This is a genomic window from Marinobacter sp., from assembly GCF_041686475.1.
Classification (GTDB): domain Bacteria; phylum Pseudomonadota; class Gammaproteobacteria; order Pseudomonadales; family Oleiphilaceae; genus Marinobacter.
In genome coordinates this window covers 25,577-49,712 of the sequence record NZ_JAWLDU010000006.1, presented here as the reverse complement: position 1 = coordinate 49,712, position 24,136 = coordinate 25,577, and the positions used below count along the sequence as shown (strand labels likewise).

At 58.0% G+C, this 24,136-nt stretch carries 25 protein-coding genes; 14 read left to right on the top strand and 11 right to left on the bottom strand.

All coding sequences use genetic code 11. The annotated features are described in order from the left end of the window. Nucleotides 1-3 precede the first annotated feature (3 nt). The 7 genes from ispF (at nucleotide 4) to rpoS (ending at nucleotide 6,290) form a co-directional block, all read left to right on the top strand. The gene (gene ispF / locus ACESMB_RS02850) at nucleotides 4-483 is read left to right on the top strand and encodes a 2-C-methyl-D-erythritol 2,4-cyclodiphosphate synthase (RefSeq protein WP_372926435.1); all 480 of its coding nucleotides are present in this window, start codon (nucleotides 4-6) and stop codon (nucleotides 481-483) included. Beyond that, a complete protein-coding gene (gene truD, locus ACESMB_RS02845) occupies nucleotides 480-1,589 on the top strand; it encodes a tRNA pseudouridine(13) synthase TruD (protein ID WP_372970863.1) in 1,110 nt (369 codons plus the stop codon). Before ispF ends, truD begins: the two co-directional genes overlap by 4 nt. Then, nucleotides 1,567-2,331 (top strand): 5'/3'-nucleotidase SurE, encoded by a 765-nt coding sequence (gene surE / locus ACESMB_RS02840; RefSeq protein WP_372926433.1) that lies wholly within the window; start codon nucleotides 1,567-1,569, stop codon nucleotides 2,329-2,331. Before truD ends, surE begins: the two co-directional genes overlap by 23 nt. Next, nucleotides 2,331-2,987 (top strand): protein-L-isoaspartate(D-aspartate) O-methyltransferase, encoded by a 657-nt coding sequence (locus tag ACESMB_RS02835; RefSeq protein WP_372926432.1) that lies wholly within the window; start codon nucleotides 2,331-2,333, stop codon nucleotides 2,985-2,987. Before surE ends, ACESMB_RS02835 begins: the two co-directional genes overlap by 1 nt. A 74-nt stretch (nucleotides 2,988-3,061) precedes the next feature. Further along, the gene (locus ACESMB_RS02830; protein WP_372926441.1) at nucleotides 3,062-3,952 is read left to right on the top strand and encodes a DUF368 domain-containing protein; all 891 of its coding nucleotides are present in this window, start codon (nucleotides 3,062-3,064) and stop codon (nucleotides 3,950-3,952) included. A 368-nt stretch (nucleotides 3,953-4,320) separates the two neighbouring features. Further along, the gene (locus ACESMB_RS02825) at nucleotides 4,321-5,094 is read left to right on the top strand and encodes a peptidoglycan DD-metalloendopeptidase family protein (protein WP_372926431.1); all 774 of its coding nucleotides are present in this window, start codon (nucleotides 4,321-4,323) and stop codon (nucleotides 5,092-5,094) included. A 194-nt stretch (nucleotides 5,095-5,288) separates the two neighbouring features. Continuing rightward, nucleotides 5,289-6,290: an RNA polymerase sigma factor RpoS gene (rpoS, locus tag ACESMB_RS02820; protein WP_372926430.1), complete on the top strand. Its 1,002-nt coding sequence runs from the start codon at nucleotides 5,289-5,291 to the stop codon at nucleotides 6,288-6,290. A gap of 138 nt (nucleotides 6,291-6,428) precedes the next feature. On the opposite strand, the gene nth is transcribed toward rpoS, so the two are convergent. From nth to metG, 8 genes are read right to left on the bottom strand one after another with little or no spacing between them, the layout of a single operon-like run. After that, nucleotides 6,429-7,070 (bottom strand): endonuclease III, encoded by a 642-nt coding sequence (gene nth / locus ACESMB_RS02815; RefSeq protein ID WP_372926429.1) that lies wholly within the window; start codon nucleotides 7,068-7,070, stop codon nucleotides 6,429-6,431. A 45-nt stretch (nucleotides 7,071-7,115) separates the two neighbouring features. Beyond that, nucleotides 7,116-7,826: an electron transport complex subunit E gene (locus tag ACESMB_RS02810; RefSeq protein WP_372926428.1), complete on the bottom strand. Its 711-nt coding sequence runs from the start codon at nucleotides 7,824-7,826 to the stop codon at nucleotides 7,116-7,118. A 1-nt stretch (nucleotide 7,827) separates the two neighbouring features. Next, complete coding sequence (gene rsxG / locus ACESMB_RS02805) at nucleotides 7,828-8,529, bottom strand: electron transport complex subunit RsxG (protein WP_372926427.1); 702 nt, start codon at nucleotides 8,527-8,529, stop codon at nucleotides 7,828-7,830. A gap of 3 nt (nucleotides 8,530-8,532) precedes the next feature. After that, nucleotides 8,533-9,585 (bottom strand): electron transport complex subunit RsxD, encoded by a 1,053-nt coding sequence (gene rsxD, locus ACESMB_RS02800; RefSeq protein ID WP_372926426.1) that lies wholly within the window; start codon nucleotides 9,583-9,585, stop codon nucleotides 8,533-8,535. A gap of 19 nt (nucleotides 9,586-9,604) precedes the next feature. Beyond that, entirely contained in the window at nucleotides 9,605-11,413 is a 1,809-nt protein-coding gene (rsxC, locus tag ACESMB_RS02795) for an electron transport complex subunit RsxC (RefSeq protein WP_372926425.1), read from the bottom strand. Beyond that, nucleotides 11,413-11,991, bottom strand: a complete 579-nt coding sequence (gene rsxB / locus ACESMB_RS02790; RefSeq protein ID WP_372926424.1) for an electron transport complex subunit RsxB — start codon at nucleotides 11,989-11,991, stop codon at nucleotides 11,413-11,415. The genes rsxC and rsxB overlap by 1 nt, the downstream gene beginning before the upstream one ends. Nucleotides 11,992-12,006: 15 nt before the next feature. Further along, the gene (rsxA, locus tag ACESMB_RS02785) at nucleotides 12,007-12,588 is read right to left on the bottom strand and encodes an electron transport complex subunit RsxA (RefSeq protein WP_027831664.1); all 582 of its coding nucleotides are present in this window, start codon (nucleotides 12,586-12,588) and stop codon (nucleotides 12,007-12,009) included. Between the two features lie 32 nt (nucleotides 12,589-12,620). Continuing rightward, complete coding sequence (gene metG / locus ACESMB_RS02780) at nucleotides 12,621-14,654, bottom strand: methionine--tRNA ligase (RefSeq protein WP_372926423.1); 2,034 nt, start codon at nucleotides 14,652-14,654, stop codon at nucleotides 12,621-12,623. Between the two features lie 163 nt (nucleotides 14,655-14,817). On the opposite strand from metG, the gene apbC reads away from it, so the two are divergent. The 4 genes from apbC (at nucleotide 14,818) to ACESMB_RS02760 (ending at nucleotide 18,716) form a co-directional block, all read left to right on the top strand. Next, nucleotides 14,818-15,918: an iron-sulfur cluster carrier protein ApbC gene (gene apbC, locus ACESMB_RS02775; RefSeq protein WP_372970862.1), complete on the top strand. Its 1,101-nt coding sequence runs from the start codon at nucleotides 14,818-14,820 to the stop codon at nucleotides 15,916-15,918. A gap of 229 nt (nucleotides 15,919-16,147) precedes the next feature. Beyond that, a complete protein-coding gene (gene dcd, locus ACESMB_RS02770) occupies nucleotides 16,148-16,714 on the top strand; it encodes a dCTP deaminase (protein WP_372926421.1) in 567 nt (188 codons plus the stop codon). Nucleotides 16,715-16,769: 55 nt separating this feature from the next. Continuing rightward, nucleotides 16,770-17,369: a YjaG family protein gene (locus tag ACESMB_RS02765; protein WP_372926420.1), complete on the top strand. Its 600-nt coding sequence runs from the start codon at nucleotides 16,770-16,772 to the stop codon at nucleotides 17,367-17,369. A 69-nt stretch (nucleotides 17,370-17,438) separates the two neighbouring features. Further along, nucleotides 17,439-18,716, top strand: coding sequence for a valine--pyruvate transaminase (locus ACESMB_RS02760; RefSeq protein WP_372926419.1), 1,278 nt, complete (start codon nucleotides 17,439-17,441; stop codon nucleotides 18,714-18,716). A gap of 13 nt (nucleotides 18,717-18,729) precedes the next feature. Here the strand turns inward: ACESMB_RS02760 and ACESMB_RS02755 are convergent, their stop codons facing one another. The 3 genes from ACESMB_RS02755 to purM form a co-directional block, all read right to left on the bottom strand. Continuing rightward, on the bottom strand, nucleotides 18,730-19,473 hold the full coding sequence (locus tag ACESMB_RS02755) for a DUF3108 domain-containing protein (protein ID WP_372970861.1): 744 nt from the start codon (nucleotides 19,471-19,473) through the stop codon (nucleotides 18,730-18,732). An 84-nt stretch (nucleotides 19,474-19,557) separates the two neighbouring features. After that, nucleotides 19,558-20,241: a phosphoribosylglycinamide formyltransferase gene (purN, locus tag ACESMB_RS02750; protein WP_372970860.1), complete on the bottom strand. Its 684-nt coding sequence runs from the start codon at nucleotides 20,239-20,241 to the stop codon at nucleotides 19,558-19,560. Next, complete coding sequence (purM, locus tag ACESMB_RS02745) at nucleotides 20,238-21,302, bottom strand: phosphoribosylformylglycinamidine cyclo-ligase (RefSeq protein WP_372926416.1); 1,065 nt, start codon at nucleotides 21,300-21,302, stop codon at nucleotides 20,238-20,240. The genes purN and purM overlap by 4 nt, the downstream gene beginning before the upstream one ends. A gap of 222 nt (nucleotides 21,303-21,524) precedes the next feature. Here purM and ACESMB_RS02740 point away from each other — a divergent pair, with 222 nt between their 5' ends. The 3 genes from ACESMB_RS02740 to hda are packed head-to-tail and all read left to right on the top strand — an operon-like array spanning nucleotide 21,525 to nucleotide 24,106. Continuing rightward, on the top strand, nucleotides 21,525-22,817 hold the full coding sequence (locus ACESMB_RS02740) for a DUF2066 domain-containing protein (RefSeq protein ID WP_372926415.1): 1,293 nt from the start codon (nucleotides 21,525-21,527) through the stop codon (nucleotides 22,815-22,817). Between the two features lie 33 nt (nucleotides 22,818-22,850). Continuing rightward, nucleotides 22,851-23,411 (top strand): CDP-alcohol phosphatidyltransferase family protein, encoded by a 561-nt coding sequence (locus tag ACESMB_RS02735; protein ID WP_372926414.1) that lies wholly within the window; start codon nucleotides 22,851-22,853, stop codon nucleotides 23,409-23,411. Further along, complete coding sequence (gene hda, locus ACESMB_RS02730) at nucleotides 23,408-24,106, top strand: DnaA regulatory inactivator Hda (protein ID WP_372926413.1); 699 nt, start codon at nucleotides 23,408-23,410, stop codon at nucleotides 24,104-24,106. The genes ACESMB_RS02735 and hda overlap by 4 nt, the downstream gene beginning before the upstream one ends. The last annotated feature ends 30 nt before the right edge of the window (nucleotides 24,107-24,136 follow it).

Sequence of the window (24,136 nt, the reverse complement as noted above, 5' to 3'; positions counted from 1 at the left end):
ACTATGCGAATTGGGCAAGGCTTCGATGTTCATGCTTTCTGCGAGGGTGACCATGTCATCCTGGGAGGCGTCAGTATCCCGTTCAGCCAGGGCCTCAAGGCCCACTCGGACGGGGACGTGCTGCTGCATGCTCTGGCTGATGCATTACTCGGCGCTGCCGCGTTGGGCGATATCGGCCATCTGTTCCCGGACACCAGCGAAGAATGGGCCGGCGCCGACAGCCGTAATCTGCTGCGCAGGATTCTGGAGCGCGTATCGGAAGAGGGTTTTGTCGTTGGCAATGTGGACGCCACTATCATTGCACAGGCCCCTAAAATGGCTCCCCACATTGAAGCCATGCGGCTCAATATTGCCGAGGACCTGGCCATTGCAGCCAGCAGGGTCAGCGTCAAGGCGACAACAACAGAGAAGCTGGGTTTTACCGGCCGTGGGGAAGGCATTGCGTGCCAGGCCGTCTGTCTGCTTGAAGTGGTATCCTCATGATCGATACCAGCGATAGCGTTTCGGATAAGTCGGGCTGGCGTCTTGACTGGCCCACATCTGGCGGGGGACGGGTGGCCAGTGCCGTGCTGAAGTCCACCCCCGAGGACTTTTTTGTTGATGAAGATCTGCCGCTACCGGACGATCGGGCTGCTGGAGGCGAGCACCTTTTCATACGGCTGGAAAAAAGGGGAGACAACACCGAATATGTGGCGCGTCAACTGGCAACGCTATCTGGCTGTCGTCATTTCGATGTAGGTTTCTGCGGCATGAAAGACCGTCATGCGGTCACTCGCCAATGGTTCAGTATCTACCGGCCTGGCCAGGAAGCGGAAGACGCTGCATTTCTTGGGGCAGTGGCAGATACCTGGCTTGTTCTTGAGCATCACCGCCAGACCCGCAAGCTGCGCCGGGGAGACCATCGAGGTAACTATTTCCGGCTGGTACTGAGGGAAGTGTCGGGAGATCCGGCTGCGGTAGATCAGGCCCTGGCCCGGTTGCGGGACATGGGCTGTCCAAATTATTTCGGGCTGCAGCGGTTTGGCCATAGTGGCGCCAACCTGGATCGGGCACTGACCATGGACCCCTCAAAGCTGAATCGTCGGGGCGCACAAAGCGCTAAAAAGCGGGGCAGAGGGCGGTCAACCTCTGGCAGTAGCGACAGTAAAAACGTATTGTACTTTTCGGCGGCACGGTCGTGGTTATTCAATGAGGTTCTTGCCTGTCGGATACGGAACGGCACCTGGCTGGAGCCGATGGAAGGCGAACCCGGGGCCAGTGAAAATCAGGATCCAATGGTAACCGGCCCTCTGTGGGGCGACGGTGGAACGGACGCAGTTTCAGCGCAGGGCGCGCTGGAGCGCGAGGTAGTTGCGGAACATCCCGCGCTCGCCGCGGTGTTTGCAACGACCCGTATGAAGCCGGAACGCCGGCCACTCAGGATGATACCGAAAGCACTGGAGTGGCATTGGCAGGGTACTGGACAACTACAGCTGACATTCTGGCTTGCGCCCGGGCAATACGCGACGAGCCTGCTGGGTGATGTGTTCGAAATAACAGATACAATCAAGGCTAGCGGAGATAATAGTGCGAATTCTGTTGTCCAATGATGATGGCGTTCATTCACCCGGATTGCAGGCCCTCTATGAAGGGCTTGCCGGTCTGGGTGATCTTGAAGTGGTAGCGCCGGACCGTGATCACAGTGGTGCCAGCAACGCGTTAACGCTGAACCGCCCGTTAACGGTGGAAGACCATCCGAACGGATTCCGTTCCGTTGACGGAACCCCCACAGACTGCGTTCACCTCGGGGTCAATGGCCTGTTTGACGAGCCCTTTGACCGCGTGGTCTCCGGCATCAATACCCACGCCAATCTGGGCGATGACATCATCTACTCGGGAACCGTTGCCGCGGCTACCGAGGGCAGGAACCTGGGTTTGCCGGCCATCGCGGTGTCGCTGGTCAACGAAGGACGCTTTCATTACGAGACGGCTGCCCGGGTTGTGCGGGTGTTGCTGGAAAGCAAAGACCGGCTCACCCTTGGCCCACGTTGCATCCTGAATGTGAATGTTCCTGACGTACCCTGGGAAGAGATTGCCGGTTTTCGCGTCACTCGCCTGGGCCATCGTGATCGTGCCGAGGGCGCCGTTCCCATGACCTGCCCGCGGGGCAAGGCCCGTTACTGGATTGGCGCTGCCGGCGAAGGCCGCGATGCGGGGCCAGGTACCGATTTCAACGCTGTGCGTGAGAACTATGTGTCGATTACCCCTGTCCATGTGGATATGACCCGGCATGAAGTGCTTTCACCCCTGCGGGAGTGGGTTGGCCTGCTGTCGGAACGGGAGGGGCGCTGATGGTTGGAGAAATCGACGGCATCGGCATGACATCACGGAGAACCCGCATGCGCTTGATTCAGAGGTTGAGGGAAGCGGGCATCGCCGATGAGCAGGTACTCCAGGCGATGTCGGATACCCCGCGCCACATTTTCCTTGACGAAGCCCTGGCCCACAGGGCCTACGAAGATACTTCATTGCCCATTGGCTATAGCCAGACTCTGTCCCAGCCTTATATTGTGGCGAGAATGACCGAGGCACTGATGCGGCATAAACCTCGAAGGGTGCTGGAACTGGGCACGGGTTCCGGTTACCAGACTGCGATCCTCGCCCGGCTGGTGGATCAGATATTCAGTGTGGAGCGAATCAAGCCGTTACAGGACAGGGCACGGGACCGCCTGCGCCAGCTTGGCCTGCGCAATGTCGTGCTCAAGCACGCTGACGGTGGCATGGGCTGGCCCGAAATTGGCCCCTTCGACGGTATTATTGTAACGGCCGCCCCCCCGGAGATTCCTTCGGAACTGAAGGATCAGCTTGCGGATGGCGGTGTGATCGTCGCGCCTATCGGAGAGGGCACTCAGATGCTGGTGGAAATGGTACGCAATGGTGACAGTTTTGAAACCACAGAGCTCGAGCCTGTGCGTTTTGTGCCTCTGCTGGGCGGGGTTGTGCGGTGACGTCAGAGCCTGTGGCAGACGACGTTACTGAACCGGTTCGCTCCCACCACCCCTTTGCGGTGTTTCTCCGGGGCATGGCCATGGGCGCCGCGGATATCGTGCCGGGTGTCTCCGGAGGCACGATTGCCTTTATAACCGGTATTTACTTCCGGCTGCTGGAGGCTATAGCGGCCGTTCCGCGGGCGGTTTTCCGGCACCTGCCTCGGTGCCAGTTCAAGGCATTCTGGTTGGCCTGTGACGGCACCTTCCTGCTGGTTCTGCTGATGGGTATTGTTGCCAGCATTGCTACTCTGGCCTCGGCAATCAGTTATATCCTGGCGGAATACCCCATCCTGATCTGGAGTTTTTTCTTTGGCCTTATTGTGGCCTCGGTGTGGCATGTAGGCCGCCAGGTTCGTCATTACGTGCCCGCGCTTATCGTGCCGTTTCTCGCCGGAATCCTGTTTGCCTGGTGGGTGACTACCTTGCCGGCGAGTCAGCTTTCGCCCTCATCGCTGGTATTTTTCGGAGCCGGCGCACTGGCTATCTGTGCCATGATACTGCCAGGAATTTCAGGGAGTTTTATCCTGGTTATCCTGGGTATGTACGTTCCTGTACTGGACGCCATTCGAGCGTTGGAATTCGGAACGTTACTGATTTTCGTCGGCGGGTGCCTTGTGGGGCTGCTGTCTGTAGCCAGGCTCATTACCTGGGCGTTCAGCAGATTTCACGATTCCGTTCTGGCCTTGCTGACCGGGTTTATGGTGGGGGCACTGAACAAGGTCTGGCCCTGGAAGGAAACCCTCAGTTGGCGCACCAATAGCGCGGGTGAGCGGGTTCCGCTCAACGAGGCGAGCATCAGCCCGTTGCACTATGCTGAGATGACCGGCCAGGATCCGCAACTGCTGGTGGCGGTCATCTGTGCGATGGCTGGTTTGTTGCTGGTGCTGCTGGTGGAGTGGTCGGGCAACAAACGCACTGCCTGATAACGGCTCTACAGGGAACAGATTTCCGGTCGGATATGTGAGACGGTTCACAGGCCTATCAAGAGAAAGTGTTACTTTTTGCTCATTAAAGGTGTTTCGACCGGTAACAAATACAACAACCGGGTAACTTGGTTTCCCGTCTAAAATGTGCAATAAATTAGCGGGTTACTTACAACACTTTATAAAGTGCCGTATTTTTTATACGAATTTTCAATAACGGGCATATTTTTATTCTTTTCAGAACAGTGCGTGGGTTTTTTATCGCTGCAAAGGCAGTTCTCCCGCGGCTCCCCTCCGGTGCCCCTGTTTTGTCGTGTTCGGAAAAGCAGGCGCACCGCCCTTTTTCCCGCTGGTTGGTACTCAGCCTTATGCTGGCATCCGTCCTGGTTGGCGGTTGCAACACCCAGGCCCTATACCAGGACGACATTTATAACCCGCCGGTATATTGGGGCAGGCATGTGGTCAAATCCGGTGAAACCCTCTACAGCATTGCCTGGCGGTACGGTCGTGACTACCGGGAGCTTGGTGATGCCAACGATATAGCGCCTCCTTATAACATCAAGGCCGGACAGGTTCTGAGGCTGGATGTTCGCGGAACAGTCACTGCGTCGAAGGAAAAACAGGGCGGCAGCAAGCCTGTTGCATCATCTCCGAAACGTTCCGAGCCGAGCGCGTCCAGCAGGCAGGCGTCGAAACCCCAGTCAAAACCGCAGGTTTCGAAAACAGCCGACAAATCCTCACCACTGAAGAGCCAGACCCAGACGGTGTCCAGTATCGATTGGCGGTGGCCGCACGTTGGCACCGTAATTGCAGGTTATTCATCATCCGGTAAAGTCAATAAAGGTATTGATATTGCTGGAAAAGAAGGGGACGCTGTAAGGGCAGCGGCGGGTGGTAACGTCGTTTACGCCGGTAGCGGATTACTTGGCTACGGCAACCTGATCATAGTAAACCACAACGAGCACTACTTGAGTGCATATGCACACAACCGAAAGATTCTGGTGCAGGAAGGGGAGGATGTAAAAGCCGGACAGGTCATTGCTGAAATGGGAAACAGCGGCACGGATCGACCCAGATTGCATTTTGAAATCCGCAAAAATGGCAATCCCGTCGACCCCGCGCACTACCTTCCATCCCGATGAAACGGGATTTCGACACAAGCCTGTAAGCGGCGGCGTCAGAGAACATTAAAACCAAAAACAACAACCGGCGGTCAAAGCATCGCCGTCAGCTACCAATAGATGACCTGAACAAGAAATCGAAAAACAGCAGGCGCCTGCAATAACAAGAAAACGCGGGCGAATATCCAGGATCATTGAAAGGCGGGGCAAGAGTTATGTCAGCAGAGCATGAAGAACTCATCATCGATCGTGTGTCCGACGTCGAGGATGCAGACGAGCAACTGTTAGCCGAAGACAAAGTAGAAGAGAAAGAAACCGCTGAAGTAGGTGCGGTTGAAACAGAAGACGATATCCCGGCCCAGGGCCGTTATTTCACCAGCCAGAAGCAACTGGACGCTACTCAGCTTTACCTGAACGAGATCGGTTTTTCTCCCCTTCTCACACCGGAAGAAGAAGTTTATTTTTCGCGGCTTGCCCGCAAAGGTGAAGAGTCCGGCCGGAAGCGGATGATTGAGAGTAACCTTCGCCTGGTGGTCAAGATTGCGCGGCGTTATGTAAACCGCGGCCTGACGCTGCTGGACCTGATTGAGGAAGGTAATCTGGGCCTGATCCGCGCGGTGGAGAAGTTTGACCCGGAACGTGGGTTCCGCTTCTCGACCTACGCCACCTGGTGGATCCGCCAGACCATCGAGCGGGCAATCATGAACCAGACCCGCACCATTCGCCTTCCCATTCACGTGGTCAAAGAGCTCAATCTATATTTGCGGGCCGCTAGAGAGCTCACCCAGAAGCTGGACCACGAGCCGTCTGCGGAAGAAATTGCAAAAATGGTCGACAAGCCCGTTGCCGATGTAAAGCGGATGCTTGGGCTGAACGAGCGCGTTGCTTCCATGGACACGCCCATTGGCAGCGGTGGTGAGAAGTCGCTTTTGGATACCGTTGCGGACGAAGGCGCGTCAGACCCGGCTGATCTGCTGCAGGACAACAACATGTGTTCCTGTGTCGAAAAGTGGATTGACCAGCTCAGCGACAAGCAGCAAGAAGTGCTTTCCCGCCGGTTTGGTTTGAGAGGTTATCCCATCAGTACCCTTGAAGAGGTTGGTCAGGAGATAGGTCTGACCCGTGAGAGGGTTCGCCAGATCCAGGTTGAGGCGCTCCGCCGACTTCGTGAAATCCTGGAAAAAGAGGGTCTTTCCGGAACCATGCTTTTCAAGTAACAGGTTCTGGCGCTAAAAAACGGTCCGCAGATAGCGGGCCGTTTTTTTTGCGTTGCCAAATGAGAAGAAGCCGGGGTGAGCAGCGGTTTGCTCCCTGTTAAACTTGGCCTGCCGGTTTCCTCGACGCGGAAACCGGCACTATTCCATGTAGTCCCTCTTCTGTTTGAACTCGCACAGATCCTCGATGATGCATGCACCGCACTTTGGTTTTCGCGCCGTACAGGTATAACGGCCGTGGAGGATCAGCCAGTGATGGGCGTCCAGCAGGAATTCCTTTGGTACCAGCCGCATCAGTCGTTTCTCCACTTCCAGCACGTTCTTGCCCGGCGCAATGCCGGTTCGGTTGGAGACCCGGAAAATGTGCGTATCCACTGCCATCGCCGGTTGTCCGAAAGCGGTGTTGAGAACCACGTTGGCAGTTTTGCGCCCGACCCCTGGCAGTGCCTCCAGGTCTTCCCGGTTGTCAGGAATTTCCCCTCCGTGTCTTTCAATCAGGGCGCGGCAGGTTTTGATGACGTTCTCGGCTTTGCTGTTAAACAGCCCGATGGTCTTTATATAGTCTTTCAGCCCGTCCACACCCAGTGCCAGGATCTGTTCCGGCGTATTCGCGACCGGAAATAGCCTGTTGGTTGCCTTGTTAACGCCCACATCCGTTGCCTGGGCCGAGAGGATGACGGCAATCAGCAGCTCAAACGGCTTGGAGTAATTCAGCTCGGTGGTGGGCGTTGGGTTCGCATCCCGCAGCCGGGTAAAGATCTCGGTACGTTTTTGCTTGTTCATGGGCTATCCACTGTCTGGAAGAGGGCAGGGGCTAATCAGGCGTGTTCAGGAAACATGGCCGGTCACCCGCACTCGCTTGCTGCCTGCTACTAGGGGGTCAGCGGCTTTGCGGCGGGCCTTGAGGTGATTGTCGATGCCGTTTTTGAGCGCGATCAGCAGCCCCAGACCAACGAAGGCACCGGGTGGCAGCACCATGAACAATACATCCGGATACTGTTCCATTGGCTGAAACCTCCAGTCTGCCGCCATGGGCCCCAGAAGCAGATCCATATCGGCAAACAGGGTGCCCTGGCCAATCAGTTCCCGCATGGCACCAAGGGCAATCAGCACCAGCAGGAAGCCGATCCCCATCATGGCACCGTCCAGCAATGCCGGAAGGGGTGGGTTTTTTGACGCGAAGGCGTCCGCACGGCCAAGAATGGCGCAGTTGGTCACAATCAGCGGAATGAAGATGCCGAGTATCTGGTAAAGCTCGTAGGTATAGGCCTGCATCAAAAGTTCAGCACAGGTCACGAAAGAAGCGATGATCATCACGAAGGCCGGCAGGCGTACGGAATCGCTGACAAAATTGCGGATCAGGGAAACCGCCAGGTTTGATCCCATCAGAACCAGCAGGGTTGCCAGGCCCAGGCCGATGGCGTTTACCACGGTACTGGTGACGGCCAGCAGAGGGCACAGGCCGAGCACCTGAACCAGTGCCGGGTTGTTGCCCCACAAGCCGTCACGGATGATCTCTGAACTGGTCTTGGTCGCCATGTTACGAGTGCTCCCGTTCGGATGTCTGGCCGGCAATTTCTTCCGGAGTCAGTGGCTTGCGTCTGGGCGAGGCCGGCTCGTTGAGGATATCGCGAATATCGCTACGGTGCTTGCGGAAATAGATCAGGGATTTCTGCACGGCCTTGACCACAGCTCTCGGGGTAATCGTCGCCCCCGTAAACTGGTCGAATACGCCGCCATTTTTCTTCACGTTCCAGCGCTCAGGTTCCGGGTCACCGATGGAACGGCCGGTGAACGAATGAATCCAGTCGGATTTCTTGGTTTCGATACGATCTCCCAGTCCGGGTGTTTCCTTATGGCTGGTTACCCTCACGCCCAGCACCTTGCCCTGCAGATCCACGCCTACAAGCAGGTGAATCTCCCCGGAGTATCCATCAGGAGCCACCACCGGCATTATCAGGCCCGTTGGTCGGTCGTCGCGGCGGGCAACCCATACCGTAACCGGCTCGTCGGAATTCAGCCGGTTGTCCGCCGGCAGCTTGACGGTGTCGGAGAGCAGATCATTGTCGTGCTGATTCTCCGGAATGATTTCGTACAGGGCTTTTGCCTCTGCACGTGCCGCCTGTTCCTCTATGCGCTCGGCTGTCATCACCTGGGTGACCGCGATGGTGCCACCGGTAATGATGGCAAACAGGCCAAGACCAACAGCATTGCGACGAATGGACTGTGCGAGTGCTGCCATGATCTACCCCTGACTCTTGCCGGGAATACCACGCCGGGGCTTATGATGCCCGTAGGTACGCGGTGGCGTGTAGTGATCGATAAACGGTACGGCAAAGTTCATCAGCAATACACTGAATGCGACGGCGTCGGGGTAAGCGCCCCAGGTACGGATCAGATAGATGAGAACACCGATGCCGGCGCCGTAGATCAGTTTGCCCTGGTGGCTGGAGGCGGCCGATACCGGGTCCGTGGCAATAAAAAACGCCCCCAGCATGGTACCCCCGGCCAGAAGGTGCAGTGACAGCGGTGCATACTGGTCGGCGTTGCTGCCGAAAGCAAGGCTCATCACGGCCAGGCCCGCCAGCATGCTGACCGGGATATGCCAGGTAATGATCTTCAGGCCAACAAGAATCAGGCCACCGGCCAGAAACGCTGCATTAACCCACTCCCAGCCTCGTGCAATACCCTCGCCGAAAGTTGGATGTTCAAGCACTTCAGCCGCGGTATGGGTGGCAATCTTGTGTTTGTACTCGTCCAGTGGCGTAGCCATGGTGAACGCATCCACAGCCGTTTGCTGGCCCGATGCAATGATCCCCAGGGTTTCCCCGAACCCGGGAGCGGTTTCCCAGAGCAGGCCCGGCTGGGCCCAGTTGGTGGTCATGGCCACCGGGAAGGAAATCAGCACCAGGGCGTAGCCCACCATGGCCGGGTTGAACGGATTGGAGCCCAGGCCACCATAGAGCTGTTTGGCCATCACGATGGCGGCAATGACTGCGATGGCAGGCACCCACCAGGGCGCAAACTGCGGCAGCGAAAGTCCCAGCAGGAGGCCAGTCACCGCCGCCGTGTTGTCTTTCAGAAAGAAGCTGACCGGGCGCCTGCGAATTTTGAGGATGGCGGCTTCCGCCGCCAGTGCCACCGCAATACACCAGACCACGTTGATCAGGTTGCCCCAGCCAAAAAACAGGGTCTGCGCCAGCAGGCCGGGCAGCGCGGCCACGATTACCCAGAGCATCACCCGGGAGGTGGAGCGGGCATTGCGGGCATGGGGAGAAGACTGTTGAGCAAGTGCCATTAGCGTTGGGGCCTGTCCATCATGAGTCAGTCGTTTGGGCTTCGGCCAGAGCTTCTTCGGCCCGTTTTACCCGGTCGTGGTTCTTGGTGACGGCCCGCTCCAGTTTTTCGACATTGTCCGCGTTTTCGGCTTTTGCATCATCCAGCATGCTTTGCATGGTATTTAGCTTGGCAGTGGCCTGGCTGAGCTGTTTTTCCAGAGCCTCAATATCCGGCGCCGGCTCGCCTCCGGGTTCCTCCGGAGTCTTGCTGGCTGTCGCGGCAGGCCGTCCGGCCTTTGTCTTCTTGCGAGCGATGGCTTCCTGAACCTGGGCCGCCCTTGCAGCGCGGTCATTGGCAGGCTGTTCCTGCGCTTCCGTGTTTTCTGCTTTGGCCTGCTTCTTCGCCTGGGCCTCGGCGGCTGCCCTTGCCCGCTCCTTGCGTCGTTGCTCTTTCTCCTGCTGTTCACGATCCAGCCTGGCCTGACGCGCTTCGAAGCGTTCACGGGCACGATCGGCCTTCAGCTGTTCGGCCTGCTGTACGCGGATTTCGCCTTTGGCGGCGCGGTAGTACTGCACCAGGGGGATGGAGCTGGGGCAGACATAGGAACAGATGCCACATTCGATACAGTCAAACAGGTTCAGGTGCTCGGCCTTGTCGAACTCACCGGCCCGGGAGTACCAGAACAGCTGCTGGGGCAGCAGTTCCATGGGACATGCCTCCGCGCAGGCACCACAACGGATACAGGGCTGCTCTGGCGCAGGATCGGGTAGTTCAGCCCGGGTGGCTGCGATCACACAGTTGGTGGTTTTCACCACCGGCACGGCGGGCGTTTCCAGGGTGTACCCCATCATTGGTCCACCCAGTACCAGTCGGTTGAGTGCGGCCTGGTGGATACCCGCCCGGGCCATCAGGTATTCAATCGGAGTGCCGATCAGGACGTCGAAATTGCCGGGATCCGCCAATGCGTGGCCGGTCACGGTGGTAATGCGTGAAATAAGCGGCTCGCCCCGGAAAACGGCAGCGGAGACGGCAATGGCGGTGCCCACGTTCTGGCACATAACGCCGATATCCGCGGGGATACCACCGCTGGGCACCTCCATTCCCGTAAGAATCTGGATAAGCTGCTTTTCGCCACCGGACGGGTACCTGGTGGGAATGACTGCAATCTCTGTCTGTGTGCCCTCAGAGGCCTTCGTTAGCGCGGCAATGGCCTCCGGCTTGTTGTCCTCAACGGCAACAACGCAACGTTCCGGGCGCAGTATCCAGGCCATAACCCTTAGTCCGGCGAGGATCTCGTCGGCCTTCTCCCTCATCGACATGTCATCGGCTGTGATGTAAGGCTCACATTCGGCGCCGTTCAGGATCAGCGTGTCCACTTTGCGGTCTTTCGGCGGGCGAAGCTTGATACTGGTCGGGAAGCCCGCGCCACCCATGCCGGAAATGCCGGCCTCGCGGATCAGGTCCAGAACCGTTTCACGTTCCAGGTCACGGTAGTTGGCAACCGGGTTCAGGCTTGTCCACTCGTCCTTGCCGTCGGGCCGGAGGGTAATACACCAGTCGCTCATACCGGAAGGATGAGGAACCGGATGCAGACTGACGGATTCAATGGTTCCGGAGGTGGAAGCGTGGACCGGAACGCCCATTCCGCCTGTGACATCGGCAATCTTCTGTCCCTTGAGGACCCTCTCCCCGATGGCCACGCAGGCTTCAGCCGGTTCGCCGATGTGTTGTTGCAGAGGCAATACCAGCAATTCCGGAATACCCGCTTTGGCAATAGGGCGGGTCGTGGAGATCTGCTTGTTTTCGGCAGGGTGTATGCCGCCGGCGAAGTCCCAGAGCTGTGTCATCAGGCGCTGGCTCCCTGGCGGTCCGTGGCTATGATTCCCGGTTTCGGGGGTGTCCAGGTCCAGGAACGGATGTCCGGCTCGATAGTTACCATGTCGATGCAGTCCACGGGGCAAGGCTCAACGCACAGGTCACAACCGGTGCACTCGCTTTCAATGACGGTGTGCATGTGTTTGGCGGCACCGAGGATGGCGTCGACGGGGCAGGCCTGGATGCACTTGGTGCAGCCGATACATTCGTCTTCCCGGATAATCGCAACGCGTTTGGCCTGCTCCACGCCGTGTTCCGCATCCAGCGGCTGGGGTTCGACGTCCAGCAGGTCAGCCAGCGCCTTGATCGTAGTTTCGCCGCCGGGGGGGCACTTGTTGATGGCATCGCCATTGGCAATGGATTCGGCATAAGGGCGGCAGCCGGGAAAGCCGCACTGGCCGCACTGGGTCTGGGGCAACAGGGAGTCGATCTGGTCCACCAGCGGATTGCCTTCAACCCGGAAACGCTCGGCTGCAAAGCCCAGCAGGCCGCCGAAGACCACCGCCAGCGCGAGCAGAACCACCACAGCAATCAGTATGCTCGTCCACATAACACAAACGCTCCGTCAGACGCTGACCAGGCCGGTAAAGCCCAGGAAGGCCAGTGACATCAAGCCTGCGGTTACCATACCAATGGCGGCACCCCGGAAGGCAACCGGCACATCGGCCACGGCAATACGCTCCCGCATGGCGGCGAACAGCACCAGTACCAGTGAGAAACCTGCGGCAGCGCCGAAACCGTACAGGACAGATTCTACGAAGTTATTGTTCTTGTTGATGTTGAGCAGCGCAACACCGAGAACCGCACAATTGGTGGTAATCAAAGGTAGAAAGATGCCCAGAACCCGATAGAGCAGAGGGCTGGTCTTGCGAACCACCATTTCCGTGAACTGTACCACCACGGCGATGACCAGAATAAAGGTAATCGTTCGCAGAAATGCCAGGTCCAGGGGCTCCAGCAGATAGGTGTAGGCCAGATAGCTGCAAACCGACGCAAGGGTCAGCACAAAGGTGGTAGCCAACGACATGCCCATGGCGGTCTCCAGCTTTCCGGACACGCCCATGAACGGGCACAGGCCCAGGAACTGAACCAGCACAAAGTTGTTTACCAGAATGGTGCTGACCAGAATCAGCAGATACTCGGTCATTCGCCTTGCTCCATTGACCCCGCGACCGGCTCTTACATGATCCGCATGCCGGGGGTTGCGCCGGAATCCGGAGACAGGATAAAGATGTCTTTGCCGCCGGGACCCGCTGCCAGGACCATGCCTTCAGACATGCCGAACTTCATTTTCCGGGGCTTGAGGTTGGCAACCATCACCGTCAGGCGACCCTCCAGATCCTCAGGCCTGTACGCAGACTTGATACCAGCAAACACATTGCGTTCGCCATGCCCTACGTCAAGGGTGAGGCGAAGAAGCTTGTCGGCACCTTCAACATGTTCGGCTTTCACTATTTTAACGACGCGGAGGTCCACTTTCGCGAAATCACCAAATTCTATCTCGTCGGCAATCGGCTCGAGATTGGCCTCCGGGGCTTTCTGCCCTGTCGCCGCGGGTAACTCTTCCTTCGAGGCAACCAGCATTTTCTCGATCTGGGCCATGTCCACCCGGTTCATCAACGGCTTGAACTTGTTGATGCCGTGGTTCTCCAGCCGCTGCTCGCGCTTGTTCCAGTCCAGCGGTGCGTTCAGGAATCCCTCCGAGGCCTTGGCGGTTTCCGGAAGTACCGGTGCCAGGTAGGTCATCAGCAGGTGGAACATGTTGATGGCGTTGGTGCAGATGGCCTGCAGGTTGTCGTCCTGGCCTTCCTGCTTGGCAATCACCCAGGGCTGCTCATCGTTTACATACTGGTTGGCGACATCCGCCAGCTCCATGATGCGGCGCATGGCACGGCCGAATTCCCGGGCCTCATAGAAGTCCGCGATTTCATCGCCGGCATCAATGAACTCTTTCAGTTTGTCGTGTTCGGTAACGGTACCAAGCTGGCCTTCAAAGCGCTTGGTAATAAACCCGGCGCTGCGGCTGGCAATGTTCACCACCTTGCCCACCAGGTCCGAGTTTACCCGGGCCGCGAAGTCTTCCAGGTTCAGGTCCATGTCATCGACGCTGCCGGTGAGCTTGGCGGCAAAGTAGTAGCGCAGGTATTCCGGGTTCAGATGGTCCAGATAGGTGCGGGCCATGATGAAGGTGCCGCGGGACTTGGACATCTTCTTGCCGTTAACCGTCACAAAACCGTGGGCCCAGACCGCGCTCGGGGTGCGGAAACCGGCACTGTGGAGCATGGACGGCCAGAACAGGGCGTGGAAATTGATGATGTCCTTGCCGATGAAGTGGTAGACCTCGGCCGTGGAATCCGCTTTCCAGAAGTGCTCGAAATCAATGCCTTCGCGGTTGCACAGGTTTTTGAAGCTCGCCAGGTAACCGATAGGGGCGTCCAGCCAGACATAGAAGTATTTGCCCGGCGCGTCCGGAATCTCGAAACCGAAGTAGGGCGCATCGCGGCTGATGTCCCATTCCTGAAGGCCAGCGTCCAGCCATTCAGCCAGCTTGTTGGCCACCTGGGGTTGCAGGGTGCCGCTGCGGGTCCAGTTGGCGAGGAAATCGGCGAACTCCGGCAGGCGGAAGAAGTAGTGTTCCGATTCCTTCTCGACGGGGGTAGCGCCGGAAACGGCAGAGCGGGGATTGATCAGCTCCGCCGGCGTATAAGTGGCACCACAGGCCTCGCAGTTGTCACCGTACTGGTCTTCGGTCTTGCACTTGGGGCAGGTACCCTTGATGAAACGGTCCGCCAGGAACATGTTCTTTTCAGGATCAAACGCCTGGGTGATCTTGCGAGTGGCGATATGACCGTTTTCCTGGAGCTGGCGGTAGATGTATTCCGAGAACTGACGGTTTTCCTCGGAATGGGTGGTGTAATAGTTGTCGAAGCGGATGAGGAAACCGCCGAAATCTTCCTGGTGCTCCTTCCGTATGCGGTCAATCAGGTTTTCGGACGAAATGCCTTCCCGCTCGGCCCGCAGCATGATGGCGGTACCGTGGGCGTCGTCAGCACAGACGTAGTAGCAGTTCTGGCCACGCATTTTCTGATAGCGCACCCAGATATCGGTCTGAATGTATTCCAGCAGATGGCCCAGATGGATGGGGCCATTGGCGTACGGCAGGGCGCTGGTTACCAGAATATCGCGCTGTTGCTTTGAACTCGCTTGCGTCATGTTGTGGTCCGAACCTTCATTCGTCAGGAGTTGGGCGTTCGCGTTTGCCGGCCTTGTTCAGGGTCAAAACTCCTTATGGCCAGAAACGGGCACAAATGATACCTTCCAAGCAAAGTTTTTTCATCCGAAACACCTGCTTTCAGCGCTTTATCCGGAGACTCCGATGGCACAGATTTCACAGCACGCACTGGAAACGGCGGTAAAACAGTACCGCGACCCTTACCTCGGTAAGGACCTGTACGAGCTGGGTGCCGTGAAATCCCTGACGACGGACGACAGCGGCAAGGTGACAGCCATGATCGAGCTGCCATACCCGTCAAAAGGCATCGCCGGCGCCCTAAAGGAACTGCTCACCAATGCCCTGGACGACGTTGGCGGCGTTGAAAGTGTAGATGTTCATGTCGGCCAGCGAATCCACTCCCACAAGGGCCAGAAAGACATCCAGTCCGTGCCCGGTGTGAAAAACATCATCGCTGTCGCCTCCGGCAAGGGCGGCGTGGGCAAGTCCACCACCGCCGTCAACCTGGCCCTGGCGCTGCACGCCGAAGGCGCCAGGGTGGGCGTCCTGGATGCCGACATCTACGGCCCCAGCATCGGCATGATGCTGGGCGTACCCGAAGGCAAACGCCCGGAAACCCGGGAAAACAAATACTTCGTCCCTATGGAAGCTCACGGCCTGCAGGCCAACTCTATGGCCTTTGTGGTCACCGACAAAACCCCCATGGTCTGGCGCGGCCCCATGGTCAGCGGCGCCGTCATGCAACTGCTGCAACAGACCCTGTGGAACGAACTGGACTACCTCATCATCGACATGCCCCCGGGCACCGGCGACATCCAGCTCACCATCGCCCAGAAAGTCCCGGTTAACGGCGCCGTCATAGTTACCACGCCCCAGGACATTGCCTTGCTGGACGGCAAAAAAGGCATCGAAATGTTCCGCAAGGTGGAAATCCCGGTGCTGGGCGTAGTAGAAAACATGAGCGCCCACATCTGCAGCAACTGCGGCCACGAAGAACCCCTCTTCGGCCACGGCGGCGGCGAACGCATCGCCGAAGAGTACGACACCACATTACTGGGCCAGTTGCCCCTGCACATGACCATCCGCGAACAGACCGACGGTGGCAAGCCCTCGGTGGTGGCGGAACCGGACTCCGAAGTAGCAAGACGCTACAGGGACATCGCTCGAAGGGTTGGTGCTGAGCTTTCCACCCGTGAAAGAAACCTGACGGGCTCTATCTCGAGTGTTTCCGTAACCGAACACTGATCTACGCAAAAAGTCAGATCGCAAGAACAGGCAGGGCCTTCCGAAACTGTGAAAAACATGGATGTTTTTCTCAAGCCTACATGGACGTATTAACGGCGTGTTTCGGAAGGCCCTGCCTGTTCTTGCAGCCCCCAAAGCGGAAGGTAGAATTCAGAAAGCCAAAGCTTCGACAGTCTTTAAGCGAACAGGTAAACTACCGCCTCTTTTTTATGGATACGAGACGTCACCCATGAGCATCAAATCCGACCACTGGATTCGCCGGATGTCCCGGGAACACGGCATGATCGAACCCTTCGAGTATGATCAGGTCCGCGAAACCGGAAAAGGCCGCGTAATCTCCTACGGCACCTCCAGCTACGGCTACGATGTCCGTTGCAGCAACGAATTCAAAATCTTCACCAACGTCCACTCTGCCACCGTGGACCCGAAGAACTTCGACGAGAACAGCTTCGTCAACTACACCGGCGACGTCTGCATCATCCCGCCGAACTCCTTCGCCCTCGCGCGCACCGTGGAATACTTCCGTATCCCCCGCAGCGTACTGACCATCTGCCTGGGCAAATCCACGTACGCCCGTTGCGGCATTATTGTTAACGTCACACCGCTGGAGCCCGAGTGGGAAGGGCAGGTAACACTGGAATTTTCCAATACCACCAACCTGCCGGCCAAAATCTACGCCAACGAAGGCGTCGCCCAGATGCTGTTCTTCGAGTCCGATGAAGTCTGTGGTACCAGCTACAAGGACCGGTGCGGAAAATACCTGGGCCAGACAGGTGTGACCCTGCCGCGAGCATGAACGCCCGCGCCACAGGCAAAGCCCCGGCAAGCAACACCCTCAGGAGAGGTCCACAGTGAATGCCAATCAGTTTCTGAAGGCGGTATCACAACTGCAGGGCTGGCGGGAGTTCACCTTCCTGATGGCTCTTGCGGAGCGGTCCTTCCCCAATTACGCCCTGTTCGCGGACGCCGTCGAGCTGAAAACCGGTGCAAAGATGCGCCATTTGCTCGATCTGGGCTGGGAAATGCTGCAAAAAGACGCCTCCGAAGCCGCTATTCCCCAGCTACTGGCCAAACTGGAATCCCTGTCCCCGGACGTGAATGCCTACGACGCCTATGGGGTTTACCCGGCTTTCGACTTCTGCCAACTGCTGGAGCAGGCATTACTGAACCGGCTCAATCCCGGCAAGCACCGCGCAACGGACGCATCGCAGATGGCTACGGCCACAGTGGTGAATTTCATTGAGCTGTCCGAAGGGGACGACCTGGGTGAAGACGAGCTGGTCCGGTTGCTGGAGCAACACCCGCTGATGAAAGAGGACAAGCTGTTCCAGCGAGAACTGATTCTGGCCCTCAAGCGCCAGCGCACCCCCACCAGCCAGTTTGTGGAGCGCATCCGCGACGATGCAGCCAACGAGGGCGTGAGCAACCTCGGCATATCCCTGAGCGACTGACCGGCGGCGTTGCCGGCTCTGTCCTACACTGGGATTACAACCCGATTTTAACCGGTACAGACAAGCACCATGAAACTCTCTTCGTTCGGTCGAAAATTTACCGCGGATGCGGGCATTACCTCCCTGATGGATGACCTGGGTAATGCCCTGGCATCCGGCGATGACATGATCATGATGGGCGGGGGCAATCCCGGCCACATACCCCAGATTCAGGAGCGGGTTCAGCAGATCCTGGCGGATATGGCGCGCAGTGATGGTGACACCCGCCGATTGGTGGGCATCTACGATCCGCCCCAGGGCGAAAAGCGGTTTATTGCCTCGTTGGCTGAGTTATTGAACAGGGAGTACGGCTGGGGTCTGAAACCTGAAAACATCGCTCTGACCAACGGCAGCCAGGCCGCGTTTTTCATGCTGTTCAACATGTTTGGCGGTGATTACGGCGACGGGGTACGCAAGCACATCCTGCTGCCCCTGGCGCCGGAATACATCGGTTATGCCGACGCCGGCATTGAACCCGGGCTGTTCCATGCGGTGCAACCGGATATCTCCTTTACCGACGCCCATGAATTCAAGTATCGGGTAGATTTCGACGCCGTTGAAGTCACCGGTGAAACTGGCGCCATCTGTGTCTCCCGCCCCACCAATCCGACCGGCAACGTCATTACCGACGACGAACTGGCGCGGCTGGAAACCCTGGCCCGCCAGCACAATATTCCGCTGATCGTGGATGGTGCCTACGGCACGCCGTTCCCGAACCTGTTGTTTGTGGATGCCACGCCACACTGGAACGAGCAGGTGATTCTGTGCCTCAGCCTGTCGAAGCTGGGCCTGCCGGCTGTGCGTACGGGAATCGTTATTGCGGCAGAGCCGGTTATCCGGGCGATGTCGAGCATCAACGCCATCATGAATCTTGCCACTGGCAGCTTTGGCGCCATGCTGGCGGAGCCACTTGTGCGTTCCGGGGAAATCCTGTCACTCAGCCGCGACGTGGTCTGCCCGTTCTACAAGGCCAAAATGGAGCGTGCGGTTGCCGTTTTCCGTGACGCGATGGGCGAGGACAGTTGCCGCTGGTATGTCCACAAGCCTGAAGGCGCCATGTTCCTTTGGCTCTGGTTTCCGGGCCTTCCAGTTACCAGCCTTGAGCTCTACCAGAGGCTGAAGGAAAGGGGTGTGCTGGTGGTTTCCGGGCACTATTTTTTCCCGGGGCTGCCGGAGGATGGTTGGCAACACCGCCATGAATGTCTACGGGTTACCTACTCACAGGACGATGAGCGGGTAGCACAGGGGTTGCGCATTATTGCCGACGAAGTGAAGGCAGTCTGGGCCGACAGCGCAAACCAGCGATAGCCAGACGGGACACTCAGTTACCTACGGTAGCCTCTTTGATCGTCAGCTCATATTCGCTGCCATCCGGCTCCACCTGCAGGAAGCGGATCAGCACGTGGTCCTGTTCCGGCGCAAACCACATCAGTGACTGGCGCTTGCTGTCGCTGTCGCGGACTTTCTCTGCCTTGAGGGTTCTGACTTCCTCACCATTGGTGTTGACGGTTTCCTCGTCAACTACCGCAAATCGATCGGTGTCGTAGTTGCCTTCGTCGACTACCCGGTATTGCATTTCGCGCTTGCCCGCCTTGATGTCCTGGCTCAGCTGCAGTTGGTAGCCCATGGGGTCCAGAGCCCCTTCTTCCAGCGGAATTGAAAATCTGTCGCCCTCGTGGTGTCCGCTGACAACCATGTTGTCCCAGTCAAAGTCGATGGCTTCCTTCCTGTTTTTAATCAGAAAACCCGAGAGCTCGTAACGATAGCGCAGGGGAATGACCTGATTATTCTCCCAGCGGAATATCAGGGTCTCGTCGATATCGGCAATAAAGGAGTCTACATCGGTGCGGAATCGCCAGGTACCGTCATCCCGTTGTTCCAGGATTCGGCGGGCACTGCCATTGAGGGAAATACCCTTGTCCATGGAAGCATTGTAGCTGAGCTTCATGGGCTGAAGAGGAACCCGCTCCGAGCTTTCTTCTGCTTCCTGTGCCAGAGCGGCGCCCGAAAGCAGCAACCAGGCCGCCAGGATGGGCAGAACTGCGGAGCTGTATTTGAGGTGCATAGAACTTCTCCGGTTGCACTGTGGCAGGTGTACTGTCTGTGGACAGTCTACCGTGCCTGATTGCTCCCGGAGATGACGATATATTTAATCGACGGCTGGTGCGGCACTGTCATCAGGAAGCACCAGGGGACGGTTGAGGGGCTGACCATCAAACACCACGTAGTCGGTGCCCAGCTGAATGCGCCCTTCACAGAACCAGCGCACTACGATGGGGTAAAGTACATGCTCCTTCTGTTGAACCTTTTCCGCCAGTGACTCCGGGGTGTCATCGGGAGCGACGCTGACTTCGGCCTGTGCAATCACCGGGCCCCCATCCAACTCTTCGGTAACGAAATGGACAGAAACGCCGTGAATCTTCTCGCCGGCGTCCAGTGCACGCTGGTGGGTATTCAGGCCGGTGTACTTCGGCAGCAGGGATGGGTGGACATTCAGCATGGTGCCGCGCAACGCCCGCACAAAATCCGTGGTAAGAATGCGCATGAACCCGGCCAGTACAATCAGGTCCGGGTTGTGGCGGCGAATCTCTGCCATCAACGCGCCGTCGAACTCTTCACGGGAACCGTAGCGGGTGTGATCCACTGTGAAGGTCTCAATATTTGCCTGGGCGCCACGTTCCAGCGCGAAAGCCTTGGGGCGGTTGCATCCTACGGCCACGATCTGGCCCGGAAAGTCGCGCTCGCGGCTGGCGTCAATCAGGGCCTGGAGATTGGTGCCGCTACCGGAGGCCAGAACCAGAATACGAGGTGCGGTTACTGAATCTGCCTTCATGCCGACAGCAGCCCCGGTGCATAGTGAACGGAAGCGGAGGAGCCAGAGTCGTCCGCTGCTTCAATAACGCCAATCTGCCAGACCTTTTCTCCCAGAGCGTTCAGGGTGTCCAGTGCCAGCTCGCGCTGATTGGCAGGAACGCAGACGACCATGCCCACGCCACAATTGAAGGTGCGGTACATCTCTTCGGTGGTTACACCGCCAGCTTCCTTCAGCCATTGGAAAACCGGTGGCAGCTTCCAGCTGTCGGTATCGATGGCTGCAACCATGCCGTCAGGGATAACCCGTGGAATGTTCTCTGGCAGGCCCCCGCCGGTGATGTGGGAGAGTGCACGGACATCCACTTCACGATTCAGCTGGAGCAGATTTTTCACATAGATACGGGTCGGTGCCATCAGCGCATCAGCGAGGGTGGCATCACCGATAGTCTGGCCAAGGTTCGCATCGCTGACTTCCAGGATCTTGCGGATCAGTGAATAACCGTTGGAGTGGGGGCCGGAAGAACCCAGCGCCAGCAATACGTCGCCTGTCTGTACACGGCTGCCGTCGATGATTTCGCTGCGCTCGGCGACACCCACACAGAAGCCAGCCAGATCGTAATCGTCACCCTCGTACATGCCCGGCATTTCGGCCGTTTCTCCACCCACCAGCGAGCAGCCTGCCTGTTCACAGCCTTTGCCGATACCTTCAACGACCTGGGCCGCCACATTCACGTTCAGCTTGCCGGTTGCATAATAATCGAGGAAGAACAGGGGCTCGGCACCGCCGACAACCAGATCATTAACGCACATGGCGACAAGGTCGATGCCAATGGTGTCGTGTTTCTGCAGCTGCATGGCGAGCCGGAGCTTGGTGCCCACACCGTCGGTACCGGATACCAGCACGGGCTCATTGTAGCCCTGGGGGATGGCAACCATGGCGCCAAAGCCACCAAGGCCGCCAAGAACTTCCGGGCGGCGCGTGCGTGCAGCCGTGTTTTTGATGCGGTTGACGAGTTCGGTTCCTGCGTCAATATCAACGCCGGCGTCACGATAGGTGAGGGAGGGCTTCTGTTCGCTCATGGTGTGCTTAACCGTTTGGGCAGTGGGTCAGGCGGCGGATTTTAACAGGTGCGGAGTGGCGCTCCAAATGCAATTGCCATGTTTGCGGTCGTATCGGTGTTCGCAGTCTGTATTGACTTTCTGCAATACCGGTTAGCTACTCACACCCTGGGGCTTGGTGTATCCTATGCGCCATTCAGACGAATTTCAGGGTGTTTCATGCCAGACTCAGGAAAAATCTCGATGCAGGCAGCGCAGATAATCCGTCGGTCAGTGCGACTGTTCGCGGTTCTGGCTCTTTTGGCCGCGCCAGCGGCCGCCGTCACGGTTACCGGGCTCTACTCGGTGGAAGTGCCCGTGGCAGGCTCGCAACCTGACGACCTGGCGCAGGGCTACGCGGATGGCCTCAGCAGGGTTTTCGTGCGGGTGTCAGGGACCCGCGAAGTTCTGGACAATGAAGGTGTCGACGAGTTGCTCGACGATGCCGAATCCCTGCTGCAGTCCTATCAGTTCCTGCGCTCGGATGAGGACAAGCACCGTCTGCGCATGTCGTTTGGTGCTGTCGGGGTCAATCGTGCACTGGCTTCTGTCGACGCGCCGGTCTGGGGCGCGAACCGGCCTCTGACACTGGCGTGGATTGCCGTCGAGGAAAGCGGCCGCCGAACCCTGGTTCATGCTGACGGAGAAGGCAGCGGAGGGAATGATGAATGGCGGAAGATTTTCGAGGATGCAGCGATTGATCGGGGGCTGCCGGTAAGCCTGCCTCCGGCCGATTATCGTCAGGACCGTGAGCTGCTGTCGGATATCTGGGGGCAGTTCACGGATAGTGTCAGAGGTGCGTCCGAGGAGCTCGAGCATGATCTGATGTCCCTGGTGCGGGTGAGCCGGTCAGGCTCCCAGTGGCGTGCCGGATGGGTATTCGACGGAATGGGGCTGGACAGCACCGAGCAGTCAGTCACCGCCGATACCAGGGAAGAGTTGGCTGCCAGGCTTGTCGGTCGCTGGGCAGAGATGTTTGCGGATCGCTATGCCGTTGCCGGCAGTGATGTGGACGAATCACCGCAGGTGGACATTGTAGTGCATGGTGTCAGCAACCTGAGGGATTATGCCAGTGTCAGCGGTGCGCTCAAAAACCTGTCTCCGGTAACGGAAGCCGGTGCTACCCAGGCCAGGGAAAACCAGTTAAAGCTGAGGGTTGTGTTCTCCGGGGAAATGGAACAGCTGAAACAGTACATTGCCCTGGATCCCCGCCTGGTACCACTGTCGGATGCGGAAGTTTCCCGCATGCCTTCCGCTGATGAAAGTGAGTCAGACGAAACAGATGCTGATCAATCAGTTCCCCAGGCACCAGAAGGTGGTGTTGCGCTTGCAGAAGACAGCGCCGAGAACAGCAACACATCCGCCAACCCGCTGTTTGTGTACCAGCCGCTGCTTGTGGACGAAGAGGAGTCTGAAGAGGCGTTCGAGTCGCTCTACCAGGTGCTGCATTACCGCTGGCAGCCTGCATCGATCGTTGAATCGGAAAGCGGAGAGTAAGTTCAGGTTGCTGCAAGGAAAGGGAGGCGTGTCATGATGACACATCGCTGGCGCTGGATTCCCAATGCTCTGACGTTTCTGCGCATCCTGATGATAGCGCCCTTTGCAGTAGCCCTGATGGCCAAGGAATACCGGTTAGCACTTGTGATCTTCTTTGTTGCGTCGGCCACCGATGCCATCGACGGTTTCCTGGCCCGCCATTTCGATTGGCGGACCAGGCTTGGCGCCATTGCTGACCCGCTGGCTGACAAGGCCCTGTTGATTACGGCCTATCTCATGCTTACCGTGACCGGGGTTCTGCCGCCATGGCTGTTCTGGCTGGTGCTGGGCAGGGATATTGTGATTGTCTGTGGTGGCCTGGCATTCCACTACGGCATCGGCAGATTTGAGTTACAACCCAGCATTCCCGGCAAACTCAATACGCTGATCCAGATTGTGGTTGCCCTCGCCATCATCGTGTTGCTGGCAGGGTTGCCGATGCAGCCCTGGGTTATTGATGCTGGTATTATTCTGGTGGCGGTTTCGGCCCTGGTCAGTGGAGGGCATTACATCGCCGTCTGGAGCCTGAAGGCCTGGAGGGTCAATAGACAGTGAGTGCTTCTCAACTGGTGCTGGGCGTCAAACTGCGTGACGACGCCCGGTTTGACAATTTTCACGGCGACAGGAATGCGGCGGCAGCGGCACGGCTGGGAGAAGTCTGTGAGCAACCGGCTCCGGTGCCGGTTGTGACAGTCTGTGGTGACGCCGATACGGGTAAGAGCCATTTGCTGCAGGCCGTTTGCCATCGTGCCGAGCAGGGTGGACAAAGCGCCGTATGCGTCAGTGTTGAGGAGTTGTTGCCGTTCGGGCCCGATGCGTTGGCGGGGCTGGACAACCAGTCGGTGATCTGCCTCGACGACCTGGATCTCATTGCCGGTCAGCAAGGCTGGGAAGAAGCGGTATTTCATCTGTACAATCGTGTCAGCGACCGGGGCAGTCAGATGGTTGTCAGTCTGTCAGAAGTGCCGGGCGAACTCCCGTTTCTGTTACCGGACCTGGTGTCACGTTTGCGACACGGGCTGACCATTCAGTTGGGCATCTACCGCGACGATGACCGGCTCAGGATTCTTATGGCCCGGGCTGAAAAGCGAGGGCTGGTTCTTGGCGAAGACGTAGCTGCATTCATACTCAGGCGCGCCCCGCGAAAGCTGGCCGACCTGCTTGCGATGCTGGACCGCCTGGACGAAAACTCATTGCGTGCCCAGCGCAGGCTGACAATACCTTTTGTAAAGTCGGTGATGGGCTGGTAGGGCATACACATACAGGGCAGAGGTCAGGGG